Source organism: Serratia sp. CY43202 (genome assembly GCF_052168755.1).
Lineage (GTDB): Bacteria > Pseudomonadota > Gammaproteobacteria > Enterobacterales > Enterobacteriaceae > Serratia > Serratia bockelmannii.
In genome coordinates, this window is the sequence record NZ_JBJNMB010000011.1 from 210330 (window position 1) to 235182 (window position 24853).

At 58.3% G+C, this 24853-nt stretch carries 23 protein-coding genes, 2 tRNA genes and 1 rRNA gene; 11 read left to right on the forward strand and 15 right to left on the reverse strand.

All coding sequences use genetic code 11. The annotated features are described in order from the left end of the window. The first annotated feature begins 517 nt into the window (after nucleotides 1-517). Complete coding sequence (dpaA, locus tag ACJ8J5_RS22115; RefSeq protein WP_025301666.1) at nucleotides 518-1285, forward strand: peptidoglycan meso-diaminopimelic acid protein amidase; 768 nt, start codon at nucleotides 518-520, stop codon at nucleotides 1283-1285. Here dpaA and ACJ8J5_RS22120 read toward each other — a convergent pair. Both ACJ8J5_RS22120 and lpcA read right to left on the reverse strand, forming a co-directional pair. Further along, a complete protein-coding gene (locus tag ACJ8J5_RS22120; protein ID WP_025301665.1) occupies nucleotides 1220-2023 on the reverse strand; it encodes a class II glutamine amidotransferase in 804 nt (267 codons plus the stop codon). The two genes, dpaA and ACJ8J5_RS22120, sit on opposite strands and share 66 nt — an antisense overlap. 97 nt (nucleotides 2024-2120) lie before the next feature. Then, nucleotides 2121-2702: a D-sedoheptulose 7-phosphate isomerase gene (gene lpcA / locus ACJ8J5_RS22125; protein ID WP_004930220.1), complete on the reverse strand. Its 582-nt coding sequence runs from the start codon at nucleotides 2700-2702 to the stop codon at nucleotides 2121-2123. Nucleotides 2703-2948: 246 nt separating this feature from the next. On the opposite strand from lpcA, the gene fadE reads away from it, so the two are divergent. Both fadE and ACJ8J5_RS22135 read left to right on the forward strand, forming a co-directional pair. Beyond that, nucleotides 2949-5405 (forward strand): acyl-CoA dehydrogenase FadE, encoded by a 2457-nt coding sequence (gene fadE, locus ACJ8J5_RS22130; protein ID WP_334274219.1) that lies wholly within the window; start codon nucleotides 2949-2951, stop codon nucleotides 5403-5405. Between the two features lie 289 nt (nucleotides 5406-5694). Next, nucleotides 5695-5847 carry a Hok/Gef family protein gene (locus tag ACJ8J5_RS22135; RefSeq protein ID WP_004930217.1) on the forward strand — a complete coding sequence of 51 codons (153 nt, stop codon included), beginning with the start codon at nucleotides 5695-5697 and terminating at the stop codon, nucleotides 5845-5847. 73 nt (nucleotides 5848-5920) lie between these two features. On the opposite strand, the gene mtnK is transcribed toward ACJ8J5_RS22135, so the two are convergent. Next, nucleotides 5921-7120 (reverse strand): S-methyl-5-thioribose kinase, encoded by a 1200-nt coding sequence (gene mtnK / locus ACJ8J5_RS22140; RefSeq protein WP_334274218.1) that lies wholly within the window; start codon nucleotides 7118-7120, stop codon nucleotides 5921-5923. A 145-nt stretch (nucleotides 7121-7265) separates the two neighbouring features. Here mtnK and mtnA point away from each other — a divergent pair, with 145 nt between their 5' ends. Beyond that, the gene (mtnA, locus tag ACJ8J5_RS22145) at nucleotides 7266-8294 is read left to right on the forward strand and encodes an S-methyl-5-thioribose-1-phosphate isomerase (RefSeq protein ID WP_060432488.1); all 1029 of its coding nucleotides are present in this window, start codon (nucleotides 7266-7268) and stop codon (nucleotides 8292-8294) included. A gap of 17 nt (nucleotides 8295-8311) precedes the next feature. Here mtnA and ACJ8J5_RS22150 read toward each other — a convergent pair whose 3' ends face one another. From ACJ8J5_RS22150 to ACJ8J5_RS22160, 3 genes are read right to left on the reverse strand one after another with little or no spacing between them, the layout of a single operon-like run. After that, nucleotides 8312-8854, reverse strand: coding sequence for a 1,2-dihydroxy-3-keto-5-methylthiopentene dioxygenase (locus ACJ8J5_RS22150; protein WP_043135518.1), 543 nt, complete (start codon nucleotides 8852-8854; stop codon nucleotides 8312-8314). After that, nucleotides 8851-9540 carry an acireductone synthase gene (mtnC, locus tag ACJ8J5_RS22155; RefSeq protein WP_197758386.1) on the reverse strand — a complete coding sequence of 230 codons (690 nt, stop codon included), beginning with the start codon at nucleotides 9538-9540 and terminating at the stop codon, nucleotides 8851-8853. Before mtnC ends, ACJ8J5_RS22150 begins: the two co-directional genes overlap by 4 nt. Beyond that, nucleotides 9537-10151: a methylthioribulose 1-phosphate dehydratase gene (locus ACJ8J5_RS22160; protein ID WP_025301659.1), complete on the reverse strand. Its 615-nt coding sequence runs from the start codon at nucleotides 10149-10151 to the stop codon at nucleotides 9537-9539. Before ACJ8J5_RS22160 ends, mtnC begins: the two co-directional genes overlap by 4 nt. A 164-nt stretch (nucleotides 10152-10315) precedes the next feature. Here ACJ8J5_RS22160 and ACJ8J5_RS22165 point away from each other — a divergent pair, with 164 nt between their 5' ends. Together ACJ8J5_RS22165 and ACJ8J5_RS22170 are read left to right on the forward strand one after the other, a co-directional pair. After that, nucleotides 10316-11476, forward strand: coding sequence for a pyridoxal phosphate-dependent aminotransferase (locus ACJ8J5_RS22165; protein ID WP_334274217.1), 1161 nt, complete (start codon nucleotides 10316-10318; stop codon nucleotides 11474-11476). Next, nucleotides 11464-12237 (forward strand): amidohydrolase, encoded by a 774-nt coding sequence (locus ACJ8J5_RS22170; RefSeq protein ID WP_164068119.1) that lies wholly within the window; start codon nucleotides 11464-11466, stop codon nucleotides 12235-12237. Before ACJ8J5_RS22165 ends, ACJ8J5_RS22170 begins: the two co-directional genes overlap by 13 nt. 88 nt (nucleotides 12238-12325) lie before the next feature. Here ACJ8J5_RS22170 and ACJ8J5_RS22175 read toward each other — a convergent pair whose 3' ends face one another. After that, entirely contained in the window at nucleotides 12326-13204 is an 879-nt protein-coding gene (locus tag ACJ8J5_RS22175; RefSeq protein ID WP_043135506.1) for a siderophore-interacting protein, read from the reverse strand. Nucleotides 13205-13432: 228 nt separating this feature from the next. Here ACJ8J5_RS22175 and ACJ8J5_RS22180 point away from each other — a divergent pair, with 228 nt between their 5' ends. Next, the gene (locus ACJ8J5_RS22180) at nucleotides 13433-15673 is read left to right on the forward strand and encodes a TonB-dependent siderophore receptor (protein ID WP_334274216.1); all 2241 of its coding nucleotides are present in this window, start codon (nucleotides 13433-13435) and stop codon (nucleotides 15671-15673) included. A 106-nt stretch (nucleotides 15674-15779) separates the two neighbouring features. On the opposite strand, the gene ACJ8J5_RS22185 is transcribed toward ACJ8J5_RS22180, so the two are convergent. Together ACJ8J5_RS22185 and dnaQ are read right to left on the reverse strand one after the other, a co-directional pair. After that, nucleotides 15780-15856, reverse strand: a tRNA-Asp gene (locus ACJ8J5_RS22185). Between the two features lie 144 nt (nucleotides 15857-16000). Continuing rightward, on the reverse strand, nucleotides 16001-16744 hold the full coding sequence (dnaQ, locus tag ACJ8J5_RS22190; RefSeq protein ID WP_038871384.1) for a DNA polymerase III subunit epsilon: 744 nt from the start codon (nucleotides 16742-16744) through the stop codon (nucleotides 16001-16003). A gap of 72 nt (nucleotides 16745-16816) precedes the next feature. Here dnaQ and rnhA point away from each other — a divergent pair, with 72 nt between their 5' ends. After that, nucleotides 16817-17284: a ribonuclease HI gene (gene rnhA / locus ACJ8J5_RS22195; protein ID WP_033649910.1), complete on the forward strand. Its 468-nt coding sequence runs from the start codon at nucleotides 16817-16819 to the stop codon at nucleotides 17282-17284. Here rnhA and ACJ8J5_RS22200 read toward each other — a convergent pair. Next, nucleotides 17281-18000, reverse strand: a complete 720-nt coding sequence (locus tag ACJ8J5_RS22200; RefSeq protein WP_025301652.1) for a class I SAM-dependent methyltransferase — start codon at nucleotides 17998-18000, stop codon at nucleotides 17281-17283. The two genes, rnhA and ACJ8J5_RS22200, sit on opposite strands and share 4 nt — an antisense overlap. Nucleotides 18001-18044: 44 nt before the next feature. Between ACJ8J5_RS22200 and gloB the strand changes: the two genes are divergently transcribed. Beyond that, complete coding sequence (gene gloB, locus ACJ8J5_RS22205) at nucleotides 18045-18800, forward strand: hydroxyacylglutathione hydrolase (protein WP_049295099.1); 756 nt, start codon at nucleotides 18045-18047, stop codon at nucleotides 18798-18800. 71 nt (nucleotides 18801-18871) lie between these two features. Then, the gene (mltD, locus tag ACJ8J5_RS22210) at nucleotides 18872-20254 is read left to right on the forward strand and encodes a murein transglycosylase D (protein WP_149570308.1); all 1383 of its coding nucleotides are present in this window, start codon (nucleotides 18872-18874) and stop codon (nucleotides 20252-20254) included. A 51-nt stretch (nucleotides 20255-20305) separates the two neighbouring features. On the opposite strand, the gene ACJ8J5_RS22215 is transcribed toward mltD, so the two are convergent. Beyond that, nucleotides 20306-21100 (reverse strand): endonuclease/exonuclease/phosphatase family protein, encoded by a 795-nt coding sequence (locus ACJ8J5_RS22215; RefSeq protein ID WP_025160092.1) that lies wholly within the window; start codon nucleotides 21098-21100, stop codon nucleotides 20306-20308. Between the two features lie 241 nt (nucleotides 21101-21341). Beyond that, nucleotides 21342-22517 (reverse strand): MFS transporter, encoded by a 1176-nt coding sequence (locus ACJ8J5_RS22220; RefSeq protein WP_025301649.1) that lies wholly within the window; start codon nucleotides 22515-22517, stop codon nucleotides 21342-21344. Nucleotides 22518-22622: 105 nt separating this feature from the next. Between ACJ8J5_RS22220 and yafC the strand changes: the two genes are divergently transcribed. Continuing rightward, entirely contained in the window at nucleotides 22623-23510 is an 888-nt protein-coding gene (yafC, locus tag ACJ8J5_RS22225; RefSeq protein ID WP_025301648.1) for a DNA-binding transcriptional regulator YafC, read from the forward strand. 47 nt (nucleotides 23511-23557) lie between these two features. On the opposite strand, the gene dkgB is transcribed toward yafC, so the two are convergent. From dkgB to rrf, 3 genes are all read right to left on the reverse strand, one after another. Continuing rightward, nucleotides 23558-24361, reverse strand: a complete 804-nt coding sequence (gene dkgB, locus ACJ8J5_RS22230) for a 2,5-didehydrogluconate reductase DkgB (protein ID WP_414104851.1) — start codon at nucleotides 24359-24361, stop codon at nucleotides 23558-23560. 212 nt (nucleotides 24362-24573) lie between these two features. Further along, a tRNA-Asp gene (locus tag ACJ8J5_RS22235) sits at nucleotides 24574-24650 on the reverse strand. A gap of 94 nt (nucleotides 24651-24744) precedes the next feature. Next, nucleotides 24745-24853 (reverse strand): 5S ribosomal RNA (gene rrf, locus ACJ8J5_RS22240); the annotation flags it as partial.

Here is a 24853-nt window from a genome sequence, read left to right on the forward strand (position 1 = left end):
CGGCCCCAGAGGCGGGTGCTGACGATGCCAGGATTGCCGGGCAGTGCGCACGGCGGCACGCCCAACATGAACTTTCTCGCAGTGAAAATACGGGGTAACGCGCATTCCCTTGATTCCCCTTTTCCGTTGTTTGCGCGACAGTCGATGTGTTAACGGCCTGTAGCCAAATAACCATCAAAACGGCCGGGTTATATGCAATAACTCTTGCCGCTTCAATCGCCACAGTGCGTTAAATTGAAGAGAGAATATTAACATTGTTCGCAACATTGTTCTGCGTTCCGTCGTGACTTGGGTCAAGCAAACGCAATTAAATTTCGCCTGTTTTTCACTACTTATCGTTAAAATCTGCCGGTCATTTCACTTTTATCGAGCTTTGTCGTTTTTTTATACATATCACGTATTGCTAAAAATAAACGCGCTGGTAATCTGGCGGTGTTTTGCAGCAGTAAAAACAATAATCAGTGGCATGCTGGCCAACCTCAATTGCGCCGGCAGATAAATATAAGCAGGAATAATAATGAGCAAAATCGCGCTGTTGTTTGCGATGCTTGTTTCTATGCCGATGATCACGGCCTGCAGCGCCAGCGAGCAGGTACCCGAAGCGCCGGTAGTTAAACAGCAATTATTGGGTTCGCCGGTCTATATTCAGATCTTCAAAGAGGAACGCAAGCTGGAATTGTATGCCAAAATGGGCAATGAATTCCGCCTGGTCAACACGTTCCCGATCTGTAATTTCTCCGGCGGGCTGGGTCCTAAACGTCGTGAAGGCGACTTTAAAAGTCCGGAAGGCTTTTATAGCGTTGACGCACGCCATCTGAAACCCGACAGCAAGTATTATCGGGCGATCAATATCGGTTTCCCTAACGATTACGATAAATCGCAGGGCTATTCCGGCGCTTATCTGATGATCCACGGCGAATGTAAATCGATCGGCTGTTACGCGATGACCAACACCTATATGGATGAGATCTATCGCTACGTCGAAGCTGCTTTTGCCTATGGCCAAAGCCGCGTCGATATCAGCATTTATCCGTTCCGCATGACCGAGCAAAACCTCAAGCGCCATGCGTCATCCAGCTATATCGCCTTCTGGCGCCAGCTGAAGCCGGGTTACGATTACTTCGCGAAGAACCACCAGCCGCCGATGATGACCGTAGACAACGGCCAGTATGTGCTGGGTCAACCGTTGATGAGCAGCGGCCAGATGACGCAGTACGCGTCAGCCAGCCCGACGCCCAACACCAATCCCTTCGCTCAGAACAAGCCGCTCACCGAAGTGAAATAACGCGAACTCGCCTGGCTCAATCTTGTGCCAGGTTTCGTTGGCGGTCAGCGGTTGGGTGGCGATCACCGTGACCACATCGTTCGGTGTGGTCTGCTGCTGAAAATCGATCTCCACATCCTGATCCAGTAACGTCGCCTTACCGAACGGCGCGCGGCGCGTGATCCAATACAGGTTGGTGGAGCAATAGGCCATCACGAAGCGCCCGTCCGACAACAGCATGTTGAACACCCCTTTCTTGCGCAGCTGGTTCGCCAACAGGCCGATATAGCGGAAGACCGCCGGCCATTGGCTCGGGGTGCGCGGGTATTTCAGCGCCAGCTGATGCAGCAGCCAGCAGAACGCGTATTCGCTGTCGGTCTGGCCGACCGGGCGGAACGTGCCGGTATCCAGCTGACGATAGCCTTTTAATTGGCCGTTGTGCGCGTAGGTCCAGTTGCGGCCCCACAGTTCACGGGTGAACGGATGGGTGTTTTCCAGCGCCACTTCGCCGCGGTTGGCCTGGCGAATATGGGACACCACCGCGCAGGACTTGATCGGATAGTCCTGCACCAGGCGGGCGATCGGCGAGTTGAAGCTCGGCTGCGGATCCTTGAATGTGCGGCAGCCGTTCCCTTCATAGAAGGTAATGCCCCAGCCATCCTTATGCGGCCCGGTGCGGCCGCCGCGCTGTACCAGGCCGGTAAAGCTGAAGCAGATATCGGTCGGTACGTTTGCGCTCATCCCGAGCAGTTCACACATCGCCAGCACTCCTTAACCACACTGACACAGGCTGTGCGGACGCACCATGCGGCGTCCGCCGTCTTATTCATGGGGAGCCGCAGCTCCCCGAAGGCTATCAAGCCTTAACCATCTCTTTTTCGATCAGCTGAATCAAGATGTGAATCGCTTTGATGTGGATTTCCTGAATGCGGTCGGCGTAGCCGAAGTGCGGCACGCGAATTTCCACATCGGCGGAACCCGCCATCTTGCCGCCGTCCTTGCCGGTCAGGGTGATCACTTTCATCCCCTTGGCACGCGCCGCGTCGATGGCCTTGATGATGTTGCCGGAGTTGCCGGAAGTAGAAATGCCCAGCAGCACGTCGCCTTCGCGGCCCACCGCTTCCACATAGCGCGAGAACACATACTCATAGCCGAAGTCGTTGCTGACGCAGGACAGGTGGCTCACGTCCGAGATGGCAATTGCCGGGTAGCCCGGGCGGTTTTCACGGTAGCGGCCGGTCAGCTCTTCGGCGAAGTGCATCGCGTCGCAATGGGAACCGCCGTTGCCGCAGGAAATCACTTTACCGCCGGCTTTGAAGGAATCCGCCAGCAGCACCGCCGCACGTTGGATGGCGTCGATGTTGGCGTCATCATTGATAAATTTCGCCAGGGTATCAGCTGCTTCGTTCAGTTCACTGCGAATAAGGTCGTGGTACATGAGGAACCTCTTGTTATCGTCAAATCTTCCGCTTCGCAGTGTACCGGATCGCGGAAACAGCGAGAAGCATTCTCAGCCAAACAGCGCGCCAGTTAAGGAAGCGGAGAGGTTTTTGATGATTGGTGCTGTCAGTTTGTGACCTGAGTTGTAATTAAACTGTAAACGCATTGATAAAAATTCTGCCTTGTACTAAAACCTATTACATACACACAACAGGTCAGACCTCTTACTACTTCGGAGCTTCTTATGATGGTTCTTAGTATCGTCGTTTTCCTGGCTCTCCTCGGCGTGGTGTTCTACCACCGAGTGAACCTTACCCTCAGCAGCCTGATCCTGGTGGCGTACACTGCCGCCATGGGTGCTATCGGCCTGTGGAGCTTCTGGCTGTTGCTGCCGCTGGCGATCGTGCTGCTGCCGCTGAACCTTTCCTCTGTACGCCGTTCCCTGCTCTCCGCGCCGGCGCTGCGCGCCTTCCGCAAGGTGATGCCGCCGATGTCCACCACCGAGAAGGAAGCGATCGACGCCGGTACCACCTGGTGGGAAGGCGATCTGTTCCGCGGCGCGCCGGACTGGAACAAGCTGCACAGCTACCCGAAACCGCGCCTAACGGAAGAAGAGCAGGCGTTTATCGACGGCCCGGTGGAAGAAGCCTGCCGCATGGCCAACGACTTCCAGATCACCCACGAACTGGCCGATCTGCCGCCTGAACTCTGGGCGTACCTGAAAGAACACCGTTTCTTCGCGATGATCATCAAGAAAGAGTACGGCGGTCTGGAATTCTCACCTTACGCTCAGGCGATGGTGCTGCAAAAACTGGCCGGCGTTTCCGGCATCCTGGCGATCACCGTCGGCGTGCCAAACTCCCTCGGCCCGGGCGAACTGCTGCAGCACTACGGTACCGAAGAACAGAAAAACCACTATCTGCCGGGCCTGGCGCGCGGTGACGAAATTCCTTGCTTCGCGCTGACCAGCCCGGAAGCGGGTTCCGATGCCGGCGCGATCCCGGACGTGGGCACCGTGTGCATGGGCGAATGGCAAGGCAAGCAGGTGCTGGGCATGCGCCTGACCTGGAACAAGCGCTACATCACGCTGGCGCCGGTCGCCACCGTGCTGGGTTTGGCATTCAAACTGCATGACCCGAATCGCCTGCTGAGCGACAACGAATCCCCGGGCATCACCTGTGCGCTGATCCCAACCAGCACGCCGGGCGTGGAAATCGGCAACCGTCACTTCCCGCTGAACGTGCCGTTCCAGAACGGCCCAACCCGCGGCACCGACGTGTTCGTGCCGATCGATTACATCATCGGCGGGCCGAAAATGGCCGGCCAGGGCTGGCGCATGCTGGTTGAGTGCCTGTCGGTCGGCCGCGGCATCACCCTGCCGTCCAACTCTACCGGCAGCCTGAAATCCATCGCCCTGGCGACCGGCGCCTACGCGCACATTCGCCGTCAGTTCAAGATCTCCATCGGCAAGATGGAGGGGATCGAAGAGCCGTTGGCACGCATCGCCGGCAACACCTATGTGATGGACGCCGCCGCTTCGCTGATCACCTATGCGCTGGTACAGGGCGAGAAGCCGGCCGTACTGTCGGCCATCGTCAAATACCACTGCACGCACCGCGGTCAGCAGTCGATCGTTGACGCCATGGACATCGCCGGCGGTAAAGGCATCATGCTCGGTGAATCCAACTTCCTGGCTCGCGCCTATCAGGGCGCACCGATTGCCATCACGGTGGAAGGCGCGAACATTCTGACCCGTACCATGATGATCTTCGGTCAAGGCGCGATCCGCTGCCATCCTTATGTGCTGGATGAAATGGCGGCGGCGCAGAGCAACGATCTGAACGCCTTCGATAAATCGCTGTTCGGCCACCTGGGCCACGTCGGCAGCAACAAGGTACGCAGCTTCTGGCTGGGCCTGACCAACGGCCGCACCAGCGCCACGCCGACCAAGGACGCGACCCGTCGCTACTATCAGCAGCTGAACCGCCTGAGCGCCAACCTGGCGCTGCTGTCGGACGTTTCCATGGGCGTGCTGGGCGGTAGCCTGAAGCGCCGTGAGCGTATCTCTGCTCGCCTGGGGGATATCCTCAGCCAGATGTATTTGGCTTCCGCCGTGCTGAAACGCTTTGACGACGAAGGCCGTCAGAAAGAAGATCTGCCGCTGGTGCATTGGGGCGTGCAAGACAGCCTGCATAAGGCCGAACAGGCGCTGGATGACCTGCTGCGCAACTTCCCGAACCGCTTTATCGCCGGCGCGATGCGCTTCGTGGTCTTCCCGCTCGGCCGTGTGCATACCGCACCGTCCGATCGTCTGGATCACCAGTTGGCCAAGATCCTGCAGGTGCCTTCCGCCACCCGCAGCCGCCTGGGGCGCGGCCAGTACCTGACGCCGAGCGAACATAACCCAATCGGCCTGCTGGAAGCGGCGCTGGCCGACGTGATGGCCGCCGAGCCGATTCACGAACGTCTGTGCAAGGCAGCCGGCAAAAACCTGCCGTTCACCCGTCTGGATCGTTTGGCGGAACGCGCGCTGGAAGAAGGCAAGATCAGCGCCGACGAAGCGAAGATCCTGGTGAAAGCCGAAGAGAGCCGTCTGCGCTCCATCAACGTGGACGACTTTGCACCGGATGCGCTGGCGGCCGCCAAGCCGGAAAAGCCGGCGGCGCAGTCTAAGCGCCAACAGCAGACCGAAGCGGCTTAACGCCAATTCCCACTCCACGCATCTAAGGGGCGATCATCATCGCCCCTTTTTCTTTTCTTGCACCACAAACTGCGCACCGCGCCGCAGGTTGGCGCAACGGCAGATTTCACGGGAAGGAAGTTCGAGTAGACTGCGCAGCGGGTGCTCTGGATCTTTCTGTCCGGAGCCTTGGCAAAGGAGAGAAAGAGAAAGGCCCCGAGTCGATATTATCAACCCGAGGCCACTCTGATGCCTAGCAACATCAGGTTAGCCTCTTACCCGCCGCAAGGCAAGGATAGGGAGGTCAAAAATGCAGCAAAAACGGGTCGTGCTTAAGCTGGTGATCGTCTGTATGACGCTGATCGCGTTCATCTGGCTAACCCGCGGTTCACTGTGCGAACTGCGCATCAGGCTGGGAGACTCGGAGGTTGCGGCCACTTTGGCTTACGAATCCGAACGGTAAGGCAACCCAACGGCGGGGTTCGCCCCGCCCGTTGGCTGATGGTGTCAGGCAGGATCCACGAGCACCCGCCTTTTCAGCCCTGCTGGCGAATGCGCGCCAACAGCGCATCGATATGCTCGATCTGCGGCGCATTGACGATCAGCGTGCGCCCCAATCCCAGGGCGTGACGCTGACAGTCGAGGCGCATGTCGGCGTCGGCGATGCTGTCCAGATCGGCGACGTGCGCCAGGCCGATGGTGCGCCGGATCAGTTCGGTACCGCAGTACCCTACTGCGTCAGCCCAGACCTGCTGCAGGAATTGCTCGGCGTAACCCGGCGTCGCCAGCGCCGCATCGCGGCTTTGCTGATGGCACAGCGCCAGGAAGCGATCGGCGAAAATCAGCCACAGCTCGCGCACATCCTGCAGGCGCTGCTCGCGCCCGGCGGCGGCGTCGCGCGGCCCGAACAGCCCCGGCTGACCACAATAGTTGAGCAGCAGGTTGCCTAACGCAGTGCCGACATCGAAACCGATCGGGCCGTAGAAACCGAATTCAGCGTCGATCGCTTTCAATCGCCCTTCCGCCACGAAAATTGAACCGCTGTGGATATCCCCGTGCAACAACGCCTCCGCTTTGCTGAGGAAACGATGTTTCAGGCCGGCGACCGCCAGCTTCAGCGGCGCATCCTCACGCAGCGCCCGCACCTGCGGCAACAGCGCCGCCTCGAACTGATTACGCTCATGGTCGATATAGGGGTCGGTAAAGAACAGATCTTCGGTGATCTGGCACAGCTCGGGGTTGGTGAAACGGCTGACTTCCGCCTTCTTCTGCTGCGCCGACTGATAAAAATCGGAGGTGTGGAACAGCGTCTGCGCCAGGTATTCCGCCAGCTGCCCGGCCGCCAGCGGGTGATAGTTCCCCTGCACCAGTTCACTGCGCCAGATGCGATGATCGGAGAGATCTTCCTGCACCATCACCGCCAATTCGGGATCGTGATGCAAGACTTTTACCGTATGCCTTGGGCAGAAACCGCCGTGGATCAGCAGCGTTTCCGCTTCGATGCGCGCCCGATCCAACGTCAGCGGCCAGGATTCGCCCACACAGCGCACGTAGGGCAGCGCCTGTTTGACGATCACCCGGCTCACGCCTTCGCGATCGCGGATCTTGAACACCAGATTCAGGTTGCCGTCACCGATCTCGTCGGCGCTCACCAGCGCCTGCGGTTCGGCCACCTGCCCGTATTGGCGGGCGTATTCAACGGCATCGGCAGCCGTAAACGTACGATAAAGCGACATTCCCCAACCCCTCTGTTCTCTCTTACTGACCCAGCGACTCTGATTATTTAGACGTAAAAGCATTTGGACGTCTATACATCTGGAAGTCATGTTGGCAGAATAGCGTTTCAGATGCAATAACCTCGCAACAAGGAATTAACCGCCGATGCAAGCGCTTAACACCACCAGTTTGTCCCTGCGGGACAACCGCCTTTGGATCCTCGATCAGCAAGCCCTGCCGCAGGAAAAGCGGTGGCGCGCCTGCGACAGCGTGGAGGAGTTGGTCGGGCACATTCACAGCCTGCGGGTGCGCGGCGCGCCGCTGATCGGGCTGTCCGCCAGCCTGCTGTTGGCGCTGCTGGCGGAACGCGGTCTGCCGCGCGCCGAGCTGGAACAGGCGCTGCACACGCTGCGCGCCGCGCGCCCGACGGCGGTTAACCTGATGAACAATCTGGATCGCATGAAGCTGGCGCTGGCGGAGCCTGACTGGGCGCCGGCGATGGTGAACGAAGCGCTGCGGCTGGTGGAGGAAGATCGCCGGCTGTGCGATCGCATCGCCGATCACGGCGCTGGGCTGGTCAAGCCCGGCAGCCGCCTGCTGACCCACTGCAATACCGGCGGGTTGGCCACCGCCGGCGTCGGCACCGCCATCGGGGTGCTGCTGCGCGCCCACCAGCAGGGCAAAGTGCAACAGGTGTGGGTCGATGAAACCCGGCCGCTGCTGCAGGGCGGTCGTCTGACCGCCTGGGAACTGGGCGAGCTGGGCATTCCCTATCGTCTGATCTGCGATTCGATGGCCGCCAGCCTGATGGCGCAGGGCCAGGTCGATGCGGTGTGGGTCGGCGCGGATCGCATCGCCGCCAACGGCGACGTCGCCAACAAGATTGGCACCTACAGCCTGGCGGTGCTGGCGCACTATCACGGCATCCCGTTCTACGTGGCCGCCCCGCACACCACCCACGATCCGCACTGTCCGGACGGCGCCGCCATCCCGATCGAGCAACGCGCGGCGGCCGAAGTCACCGGCGTTTCAGGCAGCTTCGGCGCCTGCCAGTGGGCGCCGAACGAGGCACCGGTGTACAATCCGGCGTTCGATGTCACGCCGGCGAAGCTTATCAGCGGGTGGGTGTTCGACAGCGGCGTGATCACGCCGCAACAGGTTGAAGCGGGGATTTTCCAGCGGGCGCTGGGGTAACGCCCGCCGGTTGACGATCAGTCCAAACGCGGATAGGCATCGGCGATCGTGTCGCCGGTGAAATGCGCCACCCAGCCTTCCGGGTTGTCAAATACCCGGATCGCGGTAAAGTGCGGCGCCGAGCCCATATCGAACCAGTGACGGGTGTTGGCCGGCACCGAGATCAGATCGTTCTTTTCGCACAGGATCTGGAAGATCTTGCCGTCCAGATGCAGGCAAAACAGCCCCGCCCCTTCAACGAAAAAGCGCACTTCATCCTCGCCGTGCGTGTGTTCGGACAGGAATTTTTCGCGCAGCGCCTGACGCTGCTCGTGGTCCGGCCGCATGCTGATCACGTCCCAACTCTGGTAGCCCTTTTCCGCCACCAGCCGGTCGATCTCATGCTGGTAGGCGGCGATCACTGCCTCCGGCTGCGGGTTGTCGCCCAGCTCGCGATCCGCCTGCCAGCGCTCAAAGCGCACGCCGATTTGCGCCAGCTGGCGCTGGATCTCCTGCGCGTCGCGGCTCTGCCACAGCGGCTGCTGCGGCGCTTTATCGCTGAAAATGGTCAATCCACTCATGAGACGAACTCCCCTAAATCGATACGATCAAAACGGTTAACCTGCGGATGCCGGCTTTGCTCGTCCGCCTCATCGCGGATCAGCTGGCAGGTATGCCAGCCGGCGGCCTGCGCGGCGTCCAGCTCCTGGTGAATATCGGACAGGAACAGCAGTTCGTCGGGCGCGATGCCGATAGCCTGCGCGATGTTGCGGTACGACGCGGTTTCACGCTTGGCGCCGACGTGCGTATCGAAATAGCCGCTGAACAGCGGCTGCAGATCGCCCGCGTCGCTGTGGCCGAACAGCAGCTTCTGCGCTTCCACCGAACCGGAGGAATAGACGTAAAGCTTCACTCCCTGCCGCTGCCAGGCGGCCAACTGCCCGGCGACTTCCGGGTACAGATGCCCGCGGAAGTCGCCCTCGCGATAGCCGCTGCGCCAGATGATGCCCTGCAGCGCCTTGAGCGCGGTGGATTTGCGATCTTCATCCATAAAGCGGTACAGGGCGGCGATCAGCGCGTCGAGATCTGCCTGCGGCTGGTCAATTTCAGCGCGCAGCGCCGCCAGCGGCGCGGCGACTTCGCTCTCAGCGGCATGGTGGCGCACAAAATCCGCCAGCCGTTCGCGGGCATAGGGAAACAGTACCTGATGCACAAAGCGAATATCGCTGGTGGTGCCTTCAATATCGGTCACGATAGCGCGGATCATTTCGCCTCCAGTAAGCGGCGTTGCAGTTCACACTGGAACAGGAATTCCAGCCCTTCGAGATGGCGGCGGGCTTCCGCTACCTGGCTTCCCCAGCAATAGAGACCGTGGCCGCGCACCAGAAAACCGTACTGCAGTGGCGTGGCCTCGGCATAGGCCGCCACACGCGCCGCCAACCGGGGGATATCCTGATCGTTATCAAAAATGGGGATCGCCACACTGTCCAGGTGGCTGCGCTGGCCGGCCAGCGACTTCTGCATTTCGTATCCCTGCAGCACCAGCGCATCGCCGCGTTCCACCCGCGACAGTACGGTAGCGTTGACGGAATGGGTATGCAGCACCGCGCCGATGTGCGCAGACAGGCGGTAGAGCAGCGTATGCAGCCCGGTCTCCGCCGACGGCGTGCGGCCGCTCGGCACATGATTGTCGGCGATATCCACCCGCAGAAAATCGGCGGCGCTCAGGCTGCCCTTGTCTTTGCCGGACTCGGTGACCAGGCACTGACGTTCGTCGAGGCGCAGCGACATGTTGCCGCCGGTCGCCGGGCACCAGCCTTTGTCGCCAATCCAGTGGCAGGCCGCCAGCAATGCGGTAAATTGCGGATTATCCGTCATTATTATCATTTCCCGTTCGGTAAGGCGGCCGGCAGAGGAAACTTTGCCTGCCGCGTGGCGGGCTAAGCACTTTTTCGCATTTAGCCATCTAAGCGTCTTGATTGCCAAATACTAGCATCGTGTTATATTGACGGCAATATAAGCGCCTGGAGTATTCACCTGCTATGAGCACTTCCGCATTGATTCCCGAAAGTAAACTGCCTGCCCTGGGCACCACCATCTTTACCCAAATGAGCGCGCTAGCGCAGCAGCATCAGGCGATCAACCTGTCTCAGGGCTTCCCTGATTTCGACGGGCCGGACTACCTGAAAGAACGCTTGGCCTGGCACGTCGCCCAGGGCGCCAACCAATATGCGCCGATGACCGGGGTGGCGCCGCTGCGCGAAGCCATCGCCGACAAAACCGCCGAGCTGTATGGCTGGCAGCCGGACGCCGCTGCTGAAGTGACCGTCACCGCCGGCGCCACCGAAGCGCTGTTCGCCGCCATCAGCGCGCTGGTGCGCCCCGGCGATGAGGTGGTCTGCTTCGATCCCAGCTACGATAGCTATGCGCCGGCGGTGACGCTGGCCGGCGGCGTACTCAAACGCCTCGCCCTGCAGCCGCCCGCGTTTGCCGTGGATTGGCAACGGTTCGCCGCCGCGCTGTCGTCGCGCACCCGCCTGGTGATCGTCAACACGCCGCACAACCCGTCCGCCACCGCCTGGGAGGCGGAAGATATGCAGCAGCTGTGGCACGCCATTGCAGAACGCGAAATCTACGTGCTCAGCGACGAAGTCTACGAACACATCTGCTTCGCCAAAGGCGGCCACGCCAGCGTGTTGGCCCACCCGCAGCTGCGCCAACGGGCGATCGCGGTGTCCTCCTTCGGTAAAACCTTCCACATGACCGGCTGGAAAGTGGGTTACTGCGTGGCGCCCGCCGCGCTGAGCGCCGAGGTGCGCAAGGTGCATCAATACCTGACCTTTTCGGTCAACACCCCGGCGCAGCTGGCGCTAGCGGATAGCCTGCGTGCCGAGCCGGAGCACTGGCGGCAGTTGCCGGCGTTCTATCGCGCCAAGCGCGATCGCTTTGTGCAGGCGCTGGCGCGCAGCCGACTGGAAATTTTACCCTGCGCGGGTACATACTTCTTGCTGGCGGACTACAGCGCCATCTCCGATCTGGACGATGTGGCGTTCTGCCATTGGTTAACCGAGCACGTGGGCGTGGCGGCCATTCCGCTGTCGGTCTTCTGTGCCGATCCTTTCCCCCATAAATTGATCCGGCTGTGCTTCGCTAAACAGGACGCCACGCTGGATGCAGCTGCGGAGCGGTTATGTCGACTTTAAAAATTACCCTGTTGCAGCAACCTCTGGTCTGGCGCGACGGCCTCGCTAACCTGGCCGCCTTCGACGCGTTGCTGGCGCCGATCGCCGGGCGCGATCTCATCGTTTTGCCGGAAATGTTCACCACCGGTTTTGCCATGGATGCCGGCGAGAGCGCCCTGCCCGAACAGCAGGTGATCGACTGGCTGCGCGGTTGGGCGGTGAAAAGCCACGCGTTAATCGGCGGCAGCGTGGCGCTGAAAACGCCCGAAGGCGCGGTCAACCGCTTCCTGCTGGTAGAGCCGGGCGGCCAGGTGCATGCCTATGATAAACGCCACCTGTTCCGCATGGCCGGCGAACACCTGCATTACCAGGCCGGCAACCGGCGTGAAATCTTCGAGTGGCGCGGCTGGCGCATCCTGCCGCAGATCTGCTACGACCTGCGTTTCCCGGTCTGGGCGCGCTATCAGCAGGATTACGATCTGGCGCTGTACGTCGCCAACTGGCCGGCGCCGCGCAGCCGCCATTGGCAAACGCTGCTGGCGGCGCGGGCGATTGAAAATCAGGTGTATGTGGCGGGCTGCAACCGGGTGGGCGAAGATCCTAACGGACTGAGCTACAGCGGAGACAGCTTAATCATCAGCCCTCAGGGCGAGATCCTGGCGGATGCGGAACCCGGCGCGGCCACGCGCCTGGACGCCGAGCTGTCGCTGGAAACCCTGCAGAGCTACCGCAGCGCCTTCCCGGCCTGGCGCGATGCCGACAGCTTTCTGCGTCTCGACTGATTAAACGCGATCCCAGCCGGCGATTAGCGCGTCGATCTTCGGCAGAGAGATAAAGACTCCGCGCCGATGCCGGAAAAGGACGGCTCGTTCAGCACCAATAGGCCATGAAGTTGACGGTGGAGCGATCCAGATCGCGTTCGCCAATCAGGTAACGCCGCAGCGTTTTCACCGCAGAAGATTCGGCCGCCACCCAGGCATAAAAAGCGTTGCTGCCGGCCGCCCGCTCCCACAGCACCTCATCGCTCAGGCTGCTTTCCGCCAGTGACTGCGCCTGTGCGCACGCCGATGCGGGGATATCCACCCGCTGGCGCACCGCTTCCACCAGCAGCGTACCGTGTGCCAGTTGGCGGCCGACGTCACGCGGCAGCCAGTAGACCTCGGCGAACGGGAAATGCGCCAAATCCAGGCAATCCCCCGCCACCGGCACCTCAAAAAACGCCTGCACCCGCGGCGGATTGGCCTGCTGCGCCAGCTGTTCCAGAATCGCCATCGCCGCCGGCACCGCCGTCTCATCGGCGATCAGCAACGCCTGTTGCAACTGCGCCGGCGGCGCCCATTCGTAACCGCCGCTGTCGCCGTCGAAGTCACCGTTGGGGGCGACCGTTTGAATCGTGTCTCCGGGTTCGGCATGGGTCGCCCAGGCGGAAGCCGGGCCGTTCACGCCATGCAACACGAACTCGACGTCCATCTGATTCTGCTCGCGGCGCAGCGCACGCAACGTATAGGTGCGCATCACCGGACGCTGTTCTTTGGGGATCGCCATGTAATCGCCGTACCAGTCCGAGCTGTTGACCAACTGCGGGATCTTGCCGTCCGCCGCCGGGAACAACAGTTTGATGCGCTGGTCCGGCGCTTCGAGCTTCATCCGATGAATATCCGCACCTTCAAACACGCAGCGCACCAGCGAAGATGAAATCAGCGTTTTGCTTTTCAAGGTGATATCAAAAATTCTGTAGCTGGCGGACATGTTCTCGATTCTCCGGCAACGGCTGTCGCTTGTGCGTATGGCCGATCGGCTGCCGTGTTGACGGCGTGGGGTGCTCGATCGCGCAGCGGGCAAAATGTTAATAAAACTAATTAATTACGTTAATGTATCGCAAAAAATCATATCACGATTTTATTGATAACAAGAAACGTTATTGATAAAAGAAGCATTCTCAAAAAAACACAATAACAATATCACCAGGAAATAACGATGAAACGCAAACACCTTTGGGTATTGAACCCTTGTCTGCTGGCAATGCTTGCGCCGACGGCTTGGGCTGAAGATCAGAAAGCTGGCACCGAAGAGCAGATGGTGGTCTCCGCCAGCCGTTCGCACCGCAGCACGGCGGAAATGGCACAGACCACTTGGATCATTGAAAGCCAGGAGATCGAACAGCAGGTTCAGGGCGGTAAAGAGATCAAGGACATGTTGGCGCAGTTGATCCCCGGCATGGACGTCAGCGGTCAGGGCCGTACCAACTATGGCATGAATATGCGCGGCCGCTCGATGATGGTGATGATTGACGGCGTGCGCCTGAACTCGTCGCGCAGCGACAGCCGCCAGTTGGATTCGATCGATCCATTCAATATCGATCATATCGAGGTGATTTCCGGCGCGACCTCGCTGTACGGCGGCGGCAGCACCGGCGGCCTGATCAATATCGTCACCAAAAAAGGGCAACAGGAACAGCAGGTCGAGTTGCAGGTCGGCGGTAAAACCGGCTTTGGCGGCCATAACGATCACGACGAGAACGTGGCGGCGGCGGTCAGCGGCGGCAACGACAACGCCTCTGGGCGCCTGTCCGTTTCTTACCAGCGCTATGGCGGCTGGTATGACGGCAAAGGCAATGAGGTACTGATCGACAATACCCAAACCGGCCTGCAGTATTCCGATCGCCTCGACGTCATGGGCACCGGCACCCTCAACATCGACGATCATCAACAGCTGCAGCTGACCACCCAATACTACAAAAGCCAATCCGACGGCGATCACGGCCTGTTCCTGGGAGAGAACTTTGCGGCGGTGACGGGCAACGCCAAGGCATATAACAGCGGTAACTTAAATTCCGACCGCATCCCCGGTACCGAACGCCACCTGATCAACCTGCAGTATTCCAACACTGATTTCCTCGGCCAGGATTTGGTGGCGCAGGTCTACTACCGCGACGAAACGTTGACCTTCTACCCGTTCCCGACGCTGGCGGGCAAAGCGCCGAACTATTACGTCAACAGCATTGGTGCTTCACAGCAAAAAACCGATTTCTACGGCGGCAAGCTGACGTTAAACAGCAAACCTGTCGACGCACTGACGCTGACTTACGGCATTGACGCCGAGCATGAAAGCTTCAACGCCAATCAGCAGTTCTTTAACCTGGCGAAGGCTCAGCAGTCCGGCGGCATGATGCTGGAGAACGCTTACAGCACCGGCCGCTACCCGAGCTATACCACCAGCAACCTGGCGTCGTTCCTGCAGGCCAGTTACGACATTAATCCCATTTTCACCCTGAGCGGCGGCGTGCGTTACCAGTACACCGAAAACAAGATCGACGACTTCGTCGGTTATAACCAGCAGCAGGCGATCGCCACCGGCGCCGCGACATCCGCCGACGCTATACCGGGCGGGAAAACCGACTACAACAACGCGCTGTTCAACGCCGGCCTGTTGGCACATCTGACCGAGCGCCAGCAAACCTGGTTCAACTTCTCTCAGGGCTTCGAGATCCCGGATCCGGGCAAATATTACGGTAACGGCACCTACGCGTTGAACGGCGGCCATTACCAGTTGTTGAAGAGCGTCAACGTCGGCGATTCCAAGCTGGAAGGCATCAAGGTCAATGCCTACGAGCTGGGCTGGCGCTATACCGGCGATAACCTGCGCACGCAAATCGCCGCTTACTACTCGCTGTCCGACAAGAGCATCGCTATCAACAAAACCGACATGACCATTAACGTCAATGCGGACAAGCGGCGCATCTATGGGCTGGAAGGCGCGGTGGACTACTTCTTTGAAGACAGCGACTGGAGCGCCGGCACCAACTTCAACGTTATCCGTTCCGAAACCAAGGTCAACGGCGAATGGAAGAAGCTGGTGGTCGATACCGCCAGCCCATCGAAAGTCACCGCTTATGTCGGCTGGGCGCCGGGCGACTGGAATCTGCGCTTACAGTCGCAGCAAACCTTCGATGTGTCGGACGACGGCGATTACACCAAGGCCAACTCCACCCAAGGCCGCAAAATCGATGGCTACAACACCCTCGATTTCCTCGGCAGCTATACCCTGCCGGTAGGGAAAATCAGCTTCAGCGTGGAAAACCTGCTGGACAAGGAATACACCACCGTTTGGGGCCAACGCGCGCCGATCCTGTACAGCCCGACCTACGGCTCGCCTGAGCTGTACAGCTATAAGGGCCGCGGACGCACCTTCGGTTTGAACTACTCGGTGTTGTTCTGAGGAATCAGGGGCCGGTCTGCCGGCCCCGTTCATTGGGCCGTACCGTTTTGCCGAGAGCAGAAACGACGAAGCCCTGAGTTATCGCTAACTCAGGGCTTCTGAATAGTGGCGGAACGGACGGGGCTCGAACCCGCGACCCCCTGCGTGACAGGCAGGTATTCTAACCAACTGAACTACCGCTCCGCGCCATTCCCTCTTGCGGGGGAACGAGGCGCATATTACGGACGCCTCTCGGTTCCGTCAACGCCTTTTTCTCACCAAATGAACCGTTTGCACAGTTTTTCAACGAAGGTTCATCCGGTGCGTTTTTTTCGTGCAAAAATGCCGTTACTCGGCCGGCGCACCGCGCCACAGGCAGCTGCCGCCCTTTTTCGCCACCAGATCCAGACGCGCCTCGTGCGCCTTCACTTCTTCGTCGCTGGCGTAGACCACTTTCATCGCCGTCGCCGGGCGGACAATGCGCTGAATTTCTTGCGCGGCGTCGTTTTGCTGGGTATCGCCTTCCATTTGGAACGCTATCGAGGTCTGACCGCCGGTCATCGCCAGATAGACTTCCGCCAGGATCTCGGCATCGAGCAATGCGCCGTGCAGCGTACGCTTGCTGTTGTCTATCTCATAACGGCTGCACAAGGCATCGAGGTTGTTGCGCTTGCCCGGGAACAGGCGGCGCGCCATCAGCAGGCTGTCGGTGATGGTGCAGAAGGTCTCGGTCTTCGGGATGCCCTGCTGCAACATGCGGAATTCGTGATCCATAAAGCCGATATCGAACGCCGCGTTATGGATCACCAGCTCGCCGCCGCGGATAAAGTCGAGGAATTCGTCGGCAACCTGATCGAAGGTCGGCTTGTCGGCCAGGAAGTCATCGCTGATGCCGTGTACGCCGTACGCTTCCGGATCCACCAGCCGATCCGGCTTGATGTAAACGTGGAAGTTGCGCCCGGTCAGGCGGCGGTTAATCACCTCCACCGCACCGATTTCAATGATACGGTGCCCTTCGTAGTGCACCCCAAGCTTGTTCATACCGGTGGTTTCGGTATCGAGGACAATCTGTCTGGTGGTTGTAGAGATCATATTGCAGTGCTCACAGCGCTCGTTTATGTCAGACTTGGCTTTTATAAAACTGATAGGAAGAGTCTACCAGAGATGCTCAAACAGGTAGAAATTTTCACCGACGGCTCCTGCCTTGGCAACCCCGGCCCCGGTGGCTACGGCGCGATATTACGCTATAAGCAAACGGAAAAAACCTTCAGCGAGGGTTTTCGTCTGACCACCAATAACCGCATGGAAATGATGGCGGCGATCGTGGCGCTGGAAGCGCTGACCGTGCCCTGCGCCGTGACGCTCAGCACCGACAGCCAGTATGTGCGCCAGGGCATCACCAGTTGGATCCATAACTGGAAGAAGCGCGGCTGGAAAACCGCCGACAAAAAGCCGGTCAAGAATGTCGATCTGTGGCAGCGGTTGGATCTGGCCATTCAGCGCCACGAGGTGAAATGGGAATGGGTCAAAGGCCACGCCGGCCACCCGGAGAACGAACGTTGTGACGTGCTGGCGCGCGAAGCGGCCGGTAAGCCGACGCAAGAAGACGTCGGTTACCAACCGGAAGCCTAAGGCAGCTTGCGATAGCTCTTGGTCGCGCCCACCGCGCGACTAAGAGACGGCTTTCTCGCCCCCAGTTTCATCGGCGTAGGCGTTAGCGGCAAGGTGCGTTTGCGCGCCACAATCACGCTCATGCAGCCCAGCGCTGGCAAATGGGTACATAAAAACTTGCCGCCCTTGCGGTGCCACGGCAGCACGTGAAAACGCGACTGATGCAGCACCTCATAATTCAGCAGGCTGAGCCAATCCAACAGCCGCATCTGGGTAAACATGCGGCTGACATAGGGCTGGCGATGACGCAACCCGGGCACCAGCTTGCCCAATCCCAGCAGGCTGAACGGATTGAAGCTGCTGATAACCAACCAGCCGTCGTCGATCAATATCCTGTCCACCTCACGCAGCATGCGGTGCGGATCGTCCGCATAGGACAGCGTATGCGCCAACAGGCAGGCATCCACCGACTTGGCGGCGAACGGCAGTTGATAGGCATCGGCGATCACCTGCAGCCCGTCCCCCTCCAGCCCTACGTTGACCTGATGGGAAATCGCACATTTGTCCGTGGCCAGCTCGGCGCTGAGCATGCCCATCTTCAGCAGATGGAAACCGAACAGCTTCGGCCACCAGGGTTGCAACTGCCGCTCGAGCGCTTCACGATAGTACTCCCCCCACGGCAGCTCAGCCCAGGACTGCGGGCCGGTGAGCTTTTGTAGAGTATGGGCTGGTTTCATGATTTATTATCTTCTTTCAAGCCGTTGCCAACGAGAGGTACACCATGAATCTTATCAGCATTCCCGCCTTCCAGGACAATTACATTTGGTTATTGGATGACCGACAGGGGCGCTGCATTATCGTCGATCCGGGTGAAGCGCAGCCGGTACTCGAAGCGTTGCAGCGCCTGCAGCTGGCGCCGGCGGCGATCCTGCTGACCCACCATCATCACGATCACGTCGGCGGCGTGGCGCAAATCGTAGCGAAGTATCCCGGGCTGGCCGTCTATGGGCCGCAAGAAACCGCGGACAAAGGCGCCAACCACATCGTCCGCGACGGCGACACCTTTGACATCGATGGCCGCCAATACAGGACTATCGCCGTTCCCGGCCATACGTTGGGCCATGTGGCATTCTATAGTGCCCCTTATCTGTTCTGCGGCGACACCATTTTCTCCGCCGGCTGCGGCAGGCTGTTTGAAGGCACCGCCAAACAAATGTACGACTCATTTCAACAACTCGCGCAACTTCCCGATAACACCTTAATTTGCTGCGCGCATGAATATACTCTTTCTAATCTTAAGTTTGCGCGGGCTATTTTGCCGGAAGATCGAGAGATTGAAACATATCAACAACATGTTGAAGCGTTAAGGGCAAAAGGCCAAGCCAGTGTGCCGACCACGTTGCAATTAGAGCGCAAAATTAACCTGTTTTTACGTTGCCATGACGCTGATTTACAAAAGAAATTAGGCTTTAATTCACCACCAGAAAGCCTTCATTCAGTTTTTTCCGAATTACGCCTGCGGAAAGATAACTTCTAAGCTTTTAGTTGTGTTATTTGGCGAAGCAAAGTATTATTGCTCGTCTTTTAAGCAACTACATTGACACACACATGAAGGCTAAAGCGATATTTCTCGCCTCAGTCTTGCTAGTGGGTTGCCAGTCGTCCAGGCAGGACGCACCGGCGCCAGAACAGCATGCACAGAGTTTGTCTTCGGCTGGTCAAGATGGTGAAGCAGGAGAGTACACAGCAAATGGCCGAGCGAGCTCGGCGCGGTGGTTGGATAACAACAGTCCCGCCGCGCAACAGGACCTGTGGAACTTCATTAGCGACGAGCTGAAGATGGAGGTTCCGGAAAATTCCCGGATCCGTGATCAGAAAAGAAAGTACTTAAAAAGTAAGAGCTATCTCCACGATGTAACATTACGGGCAGAGCCGTACATGTACTGGATAGTCGGGCAGATTAAGAAACGTAATATGCCGATGGAACTGGTACTGCTACCCATAGTGGAGAGCGCTTTTGACCCACACGCCACGTCAAGTGCCAACGCCGCAGGGCTATGGCAAATCGTGCCGCAAACGGGTCGCAATTATGGTTTGAAAAACAATCAGTGGTATGACGGTCGACGCGATGTCGTCGCCTCGACAACCGCTGCGCTTAACATGATGCAGCGCTTGAACCGCATGTTTAACGGCGACTGGTTACTGACCGTAGCCGCCTATAACAGTGGTGAAGGCCGCGTGATGCAAGCGGTGAAGGCAAACAAACGCCAGGGTAAGCCAACCAATTTCTGGGCATTGTCGCTTCCGCGTGAAACGTCAATCTATGTCCCGAAAATGCTGGCACTGAGCGACATCATCAAGAACAGCAAGAAATACGGCGTGAAACTCCCGAAAACGGATGAAACCCGTGCGCTGGCTCGTATCGATGTCGGGCAGCAGATCCAGCTAACTCAGGCGGCTGAGATGGCAGGGCTTTCAGTCACCAAGATGAAAGCGTATAACCCAGGCTACAAAAAAGGCGTTACGGCACCCAACGGGCCCCATTACATCATGGTTCCCAAAGGGCATGCCGATCAGCTGAAAGACTCGCTGGCCGATGGCCAGATCGCCGTGACTCAGCCAACGACGCAGTTGGCGAAGAACAGCGGTTTGACCGGTGGCAGTTCGTATAAAGTGCGCTCAGGCGACACTTTATCGGGCATTGCCAAGCGGCTGAACGTTAAGACCAGCGATTTGCAGAGTTGGAACAACTTACGCGCCAAGAGCGCCATAAAAGTTGGGCAAACCCTGCAAGTGGCCAGCAATACTGGCAGTAACAGCAGTATCACCTACCAGGTTCGTAAAGGTGATTCGCTCGCCAGTATCGCACGTCGTCACGGCGTCGATATTAACGACGTGATGCGTTGGAATTCAACGCTCGCCAAAGGCAACCTGCAGCCAGGTCTGAAGCTGACCCTGTTTGTCGGCAACAAGCTAACGCCGGATACCTAAGTTTCCGGTACAAAAAAGCACCCTGCGGGGTGCTTTTTTATTACCTGCGATTCACCAGACGGGAGAGTCTTTTTCCGGGTGGAACTCCACCAACAACGGATTGTGATCCGACGCGCTGGTCACCAGCACCGACGCCTCCACCACTCCCAGATTGCGGTAAAATACGAAATCCAGTGGACGACCGAAGGCCTTGCGGCGGTGATCGTCGGTGAAGCTCACTTCGCGCAGCGCCATCTCTCCGGCAAAGTCATACAGCGCATTGATGCGCTTGCGGCTCCAGGCGTTGAAATCCCCCGCCATAATCACCGGCCCCCGGTGACTGGCGATCTGTTCGCCTATCGGCCCCAACTGCTTGCTGTAGACGTCGACGCCCAGGCTAAAGTTCACCGCATGAATGTTCACCACCATCAACAGTTCGCCATTGTACAGCGGATAAACGGTGATCAGGGCCGACTTGGACAGCCGCAGCAGCGGCTCTCGCTCGCGCAGCGGGCAGCAGTAAACCGGATGAGCGGCCGCCAGCGTCATCACGCCGGAAGGATGCTGCGGCAGCACAAAGGCCGGAACCTGATCGGCCGCCAGATAGTTGGCGGTAGCGTAGCTCACCAGTTCCGGCGTGGTTTGCGCCTCTTGCAACAACACCAGCTGCGCGTCTTTGCCATGGTTTTTCAGCACCGAAAGCCAGTCGGCTCGCTGCTGTTTGAAAATATTCCACACCATAACGCGCAGAGCGCCGGTCGTCGGCAGCGCCGCCCCTGGCGGCAACGGCTGGTTAACGGCGCCAGGAAAGATTCGCTCAACTGGCTGACCTGCAACATACCTCATTGCATAAGTTCGTTTCGGCACGCGATTCGCCTATTACCCATTAACATGAAAACTGGCGATGAAGACTCGCCAACGATGAATTGATTATACGCCTACCCCGCATAGAGGGCATGGCTTTTGCGGGCATCACCTTTTCAGTTATAGGGGCCACCTGCAGCGATTTCAATCTTCTGACGGTATAGCTGTGTAAAGACAGGGAGTAATAGGTGAAAAATGCGAAAAGGCCCGCAAAATGCGGGCCAGACAACAATGATTTTGTGTATCAAGCTGTTTGCAGCTGAGACTTTTTATCCAGGCGGCCGCTGAGGCTAACCAGCAACAGTGCAACTACCACGATCAGCGCGCCAATCCAGGGGGTCTGCGCCAGCCCCAGTGAGGCGACGGTCTGACCGCCAATCACCGAACCGAGCGCAATACCGATGTTGAACGCCGCGATATTGAGACCGGACGCCACATCCACCGCATTTGGCGTGTATTGCGCGGCTTTCTGCACCACATAGACCTGCAGCCCCGGCACGTTGCCGAAAGCGAACACACCCATCGCAATCACCGTCAGCAAAGCGGCAATACTGTGGCTGGCGGTAAACTGAAACACCAGTAACAAAACAGCCAGCGCGGCAAAGATAAAGCTCAACGCACGCACCGCCCCATGGCGATCGGCCAGCTTGCCCCCCCAGATGTTACCCACCGCCACCGCGACACCATAAGCCAACAGTATCCAGCTCACGGTCGGAGCAGAGAAGCCCGCCAGTTCCTGCATCATTGGCGCAAGGAAGGTAAAGGTCGTGAAGACCCCGCCGTATCCCAATGCGGTAATTGCGTAAATCAGCAGCAGACGAGGATGGGTCAGTACTTTCATCTGTTCCCGCACGCCGGCGCTGCCCTGGTTCTTGATATTGTTCGGCACCAGAATAATGCTGGCCACCGTAGCGACCGCGCCAATCAGAGAAACGGCCAGGAAGGTTTCACGCCAGCCAAACTGCTGGCCGATGAACGTCCCTAACGGTACGCCGGTCACCAGCGCCACCGTCAGGCCGCCAAACATGATGGCGATGGCGGAAGCCGCCTTCTCTTTCGCCACCAGGCTCGTCGCGATAGTGGAGCCGATAGAGAAGAACACGCCGTGCGCCAGGCCGGTCAACAACCGGGCAATCACCAGCGATTCATAGCTGGGTGATTGCCAGGCCAGCAGGTTACCGAGAGTGAACAGCACCATCAGGCCAACCAGCAGCAGCTTGCGCGGTATACGGCTGGTCAGGGCCGTCAGCACCGGCGCGCCAATGGCCACGCCGAGGGCATAGATAGTCACCAGCAATCCAGCGGACGGTACGGTCACCCCAATCTGCTCCGCGATAGTCGGGATCAACCCAACAATCACGAACTCGGTCGTGCCGATAGCAAAAGCGCTGATGGTTAAGGCAAGTAATGCGAGTGGCATTTTTTACTCCGAAATAGCATTCAAGTTGATGACGGCTATTATCTGCCTATGCTTAAATGATAAAAATGCTCAAAATTTCAAATTAACTTTGCTATAGGAGCAAAAATGAAAGCAAACTCAGACGAGCTGATCACCTTTGTCACCGTAGTGGAAAGCGGCAGTTTCAGCCGGGCGGCCGAACGCCTGGAACAAGCGAACTCCGTAGTCAGCCGAACGGTAAAAAAACTGGAAAGCAAACTGGGCGTGACGTTGCTTAACCGCACCACGCGCCAAATCAGCCTGACTCAGGAAGGAGAGAATTACTTTCGCCAGGTGCAGAAGGTACTGAACGACATGGCCGCGGCGGAAAATGCGCTGATGGAAAGCCGCCAGCGTCCGCAAGGTCTGCTGCGCGTCGACGCGGCAACGCCGGTGGTGCTGCACATGCTGACGCCTTTAGTGGCGGAGTTCCGCGAACGTTATCCTGAAATGTCGTTATCGTTGGTGTCTTCGGAAAACTTTATCAACTTGATCGAGCGAAAAGTGGATATCGCAATCCGCGTAGGCGAACTGACCGATTCCACACTGAAAGCGCGCAAACTGATGACCAGCTACCGGCATGTGCTCGCCTCTCCCGCCTATCTGGCTCAACACGGCACGCCGCTAACGGTAGAAGATCTTGAACATCACTGCTGCATCGGCTTCAACGACCTTCCCAGCTTGAACCGCTGGCCACTGGCTTGCTCAGATGGCAGCCAGTTGGAAATCACCCCAGGCTTGACGACCAATAGCGGAGAAACCCAGCGCCATCTCTGTCTGCATGGCAACGGTATCGCCTGCCTGTCGGACTTTATGAGCGACGAAGATATCAAACGTGGAGATTTGGTCCCGATTCTGGTGGAAGCGACACTGCCGGTCGCCATGCCGATCAACGCGGTTTATTACAGCGACAGCGCCGTCAGCAACCGTCTGCGCAGCTTTATTGATTTTGTGAGTGAATACCTGAAACGATAAAAAAGGCGCCCCGATGGACGCCTTATGCTGACTACTGCAAGGAATGATTAATCCCAGTTTGGCGCCAGACCTTCTGGGCTAACCAGACGGCCGTTGCACTCCAGTGCGGCAATCTGCACCATATCTTCGTCGGTCAGCGTCAGTTGCTGCGCCAACAGGTTGCTCGCCAGGTTTTCACGCTTGGTCGAAGAAGGAATAACCGCATAACCCAGCTTCAATGCCCAAGCCAGGACAACCTGTGCTGGGGTCGCATTGTGACGAGCAGCAATGCTTTTGATCGTTTCGTCCTGCAGCGCTTTGCCGTAGGCCAACGTCATGTAAGAGGTGATGGCGATGTCGTGCTGCTGCGCAAATTCTACCACCTTGCGGTTCTGCAAGAACGGTGACAGCTCGATTTGGTTGGTGGCGATTTCATCGGCGCCAATCGCGTCAATCGCTTGCTGCATCAAGTCGATGGTGAAGTTAGATACGCCGATTTGGCGGGTCAGCCCCAGCTTTTTCGCTTCCAGCAGCTCAGCCATAAATTCGGCAACCGGCACTTCGTCGTTGGGTGACGGCCAGTGGATCAGCGTCAGATCAACGTAGGACGTTTGCAGTTTTTTCAGGCTTTCTTGCAGGCTTGGGATCAGCGCGCCTTTCGCCAGGTTCGCGATCCAAATCTTGGTGGTGATGAACAGGTCTTCACGTTTCACGCCGCTGGCAGCGATAGCCTGGCCAACAGCCGCTTCGTTTTCATAGATCTGTGCAGTATCAATAGTGCGATAGCCCAGCTCGAGTGCGGTGCTGACAGAATCGATAACAACCTGATCCTGAAGGCGGAAAGTACCTAAACCAAATGCAGGGATGCTCATAATGTTTTCTCTCATTAATGGGTAGATGTGGTATGAGGAAGATTATGGCAACTTTTTTATTGATCAAAAACGCCTGGTTCGGCATAAGACTTTTGATCTAAAGGCAACAATATGGGGAGTAAGGCGGTAAGGAAGGACAATTCCGGCCTGAAAATCGCAAAATATAGATATGAAAAAGCCCTGAGTCAGAGACTCAGGGCTTATCAATTAAGTGGCGGAACGGACGGGGCTCGAACCCGCGACCCCCTGCGTGACAGGCAGGTATTCTAACCAACTGAACTACCGCTCCACCGATTCTTTTACGTTGCATCTCTCGATGCCGGCAAATTCGCGCTTTGCGATTTGCGCATTACCAGTCGTCACACTGATAACGTTTATTTGATGCCTGGCAGTGTCCTACTCTCGCATGGGGAGACCCCACACTACCATCGGCGCTACGGCGTTTCACTTCTGAGTTCGGCATGGGGTCAGGTGGGACCACCGCGCTATTGC

Bases quoted from the DNA above. Each gene is read 5' to 3' on its own strand.
- dpaA (WP_025301666.1), top strand. From the start codon at position 518: ATGAGCAAAATCGCGCTGTTGTTTGCGATGCTTGTTTCTATGCCGATG.
- ACJ8J5_RS22120 (WP_025301665.1), bottom strand. From the start codon at position 2,023: ATGTGTGAACTGCTCGGGATGAGCGCAAACGTACCGACCGATATCTGC.
- lpcA (WP_004930220.1), bottom strand. From the start codon at position 2,702: ATGTACCACGACCTTATTCGCAGTGAACTGAACGAAGCAGCTGATACC.
- fadE (WP_334274219.1), top strand. From the start codon at position 2,949: ATGATGGTTCTTAGTATCGTCGTTTTCCTGGCTCTCCTCGGCGTGGTG.
- ACJ8J5_RS22135 (WP_004930217.1), top strand. From the start codon at position 5,695: ATGCAGCAAAAACGGGTCGTGCTTAAGCTGGTGATCGTCTGTATGACG.
- mtnK (WP_334274218.1), bottom strand. From the start codon at position 7,120: ATGTCGCTTTATCGTACGTTTACGGCTGCCGATGCCGTTGAATACGCC.
- mtnA (WP_060432488.1), top strand. From the start codon at position 7,266: ATGCAAGCGCTTAACACCACCAGTTTGTCCCTGCGGGACAACCGCCTT.
- ACJ8J5_RS22150 (WP_043135518.1), bottom strand. From the start codon at position 8,854: ATGAGTGGATTGACCATTTTCAGCGATAAAGCGCCGCAGCAGCCGCTG.
- mtnC (WP_197758386.1), bottom strand. From the start codon at position 9,540: ATGATCCGCGCTATCGTGACCGATATTGAAGGCACCACCAGCGATATT.
- ACJ8J5_RS22160 (WP_025301659.1), bottom strand. From the start codon at position 10,151: ATGACGGATAATCCGCAATTTACCGCATTGCTGGCGGCCTGCCACTGG.
- ACJ8J5_RS22165 (WP_334274217.1), top strand. From the start codon at position 10,316: ATGAGCACTTCCGCATTGATTCCCGAAAGTAAACTGCCTGCCCTGGGC.
- ACJ8J5_RS22170 (WP_164068119.1), top strand. From the start codon at position 11,464: ATGTCGACTTTAAAAATTACCCTGTTGCAGCAACCTCTGGTCTGGCGC.
- ACJ8J5_RS22175 (WP_043135506.1), bottom strand. From the start codon at position 13,204: ATGTCCGCCAGCTACAGAATTTTTGATATCACCTTGAAAAGCAAAACG.
- ACJ8J5_RS22180 (WP_334274216.1), top strand. From the start codon at position 13,433: ATGAAACGCAAACACCTTTGGGTATTGAACCCTTGTCTGCTGGCAATG.
- dnaQ (WP_038871384.1), bottom strand. From the start codon at position 16,744: ATGATCTCTACAACCACCAGACAGATTGTCCTCGATACCGAAACCACC.
- rnhA (WP_033649910.1), top strand. From the start codon at position 16,817: ATGCTCAAACAGGTAGAAATTTTCACCGACGGCTCCTGCCTTGGCAAC.
- ACJ8J5_RS22200 (WP_025301652.1), bottom strand. From the start codon at position 18,000: ATGAAACCAGCCCATACTCTACAAAAGCTCACCGGCCCGCAGTCCTGG.
- gloB (WP_049295099.1), top strand. From the start codon at position 18,045: ATGAATCTTATCAGCATTCCCGCCTTCCAGGACAATTACATTTGGTTA.
- mltD (WP_149570308.1), top strand. From the start codon at position 18,872: ATGAAGGCTAAAGCGATATTTCTCGCCTCAGTCTTGCTAGTGGGTTGC.
- ACJ8J5_RS22220 (WP_025301649.1), bottom strand. From the start codon at position 22,517: ATGCCACTCGCATTACTTGCCTTAACCATCAGCGCTTTTGCTATCGGC.
- yafC (WP_025301648.1), top strand. From the start codon at position 22,623: ATGAAAGCAAACTCAGACGAGCTGATCACCTTTGTCACCGTAGTGGAA.
- dkgB (WP_414104851.1), bottom strand. From the start codon at position 24,361: ATGAGCATCCCTGCATTTGGTTTAGGTACTTTCCGCCTTCAGGATCAG.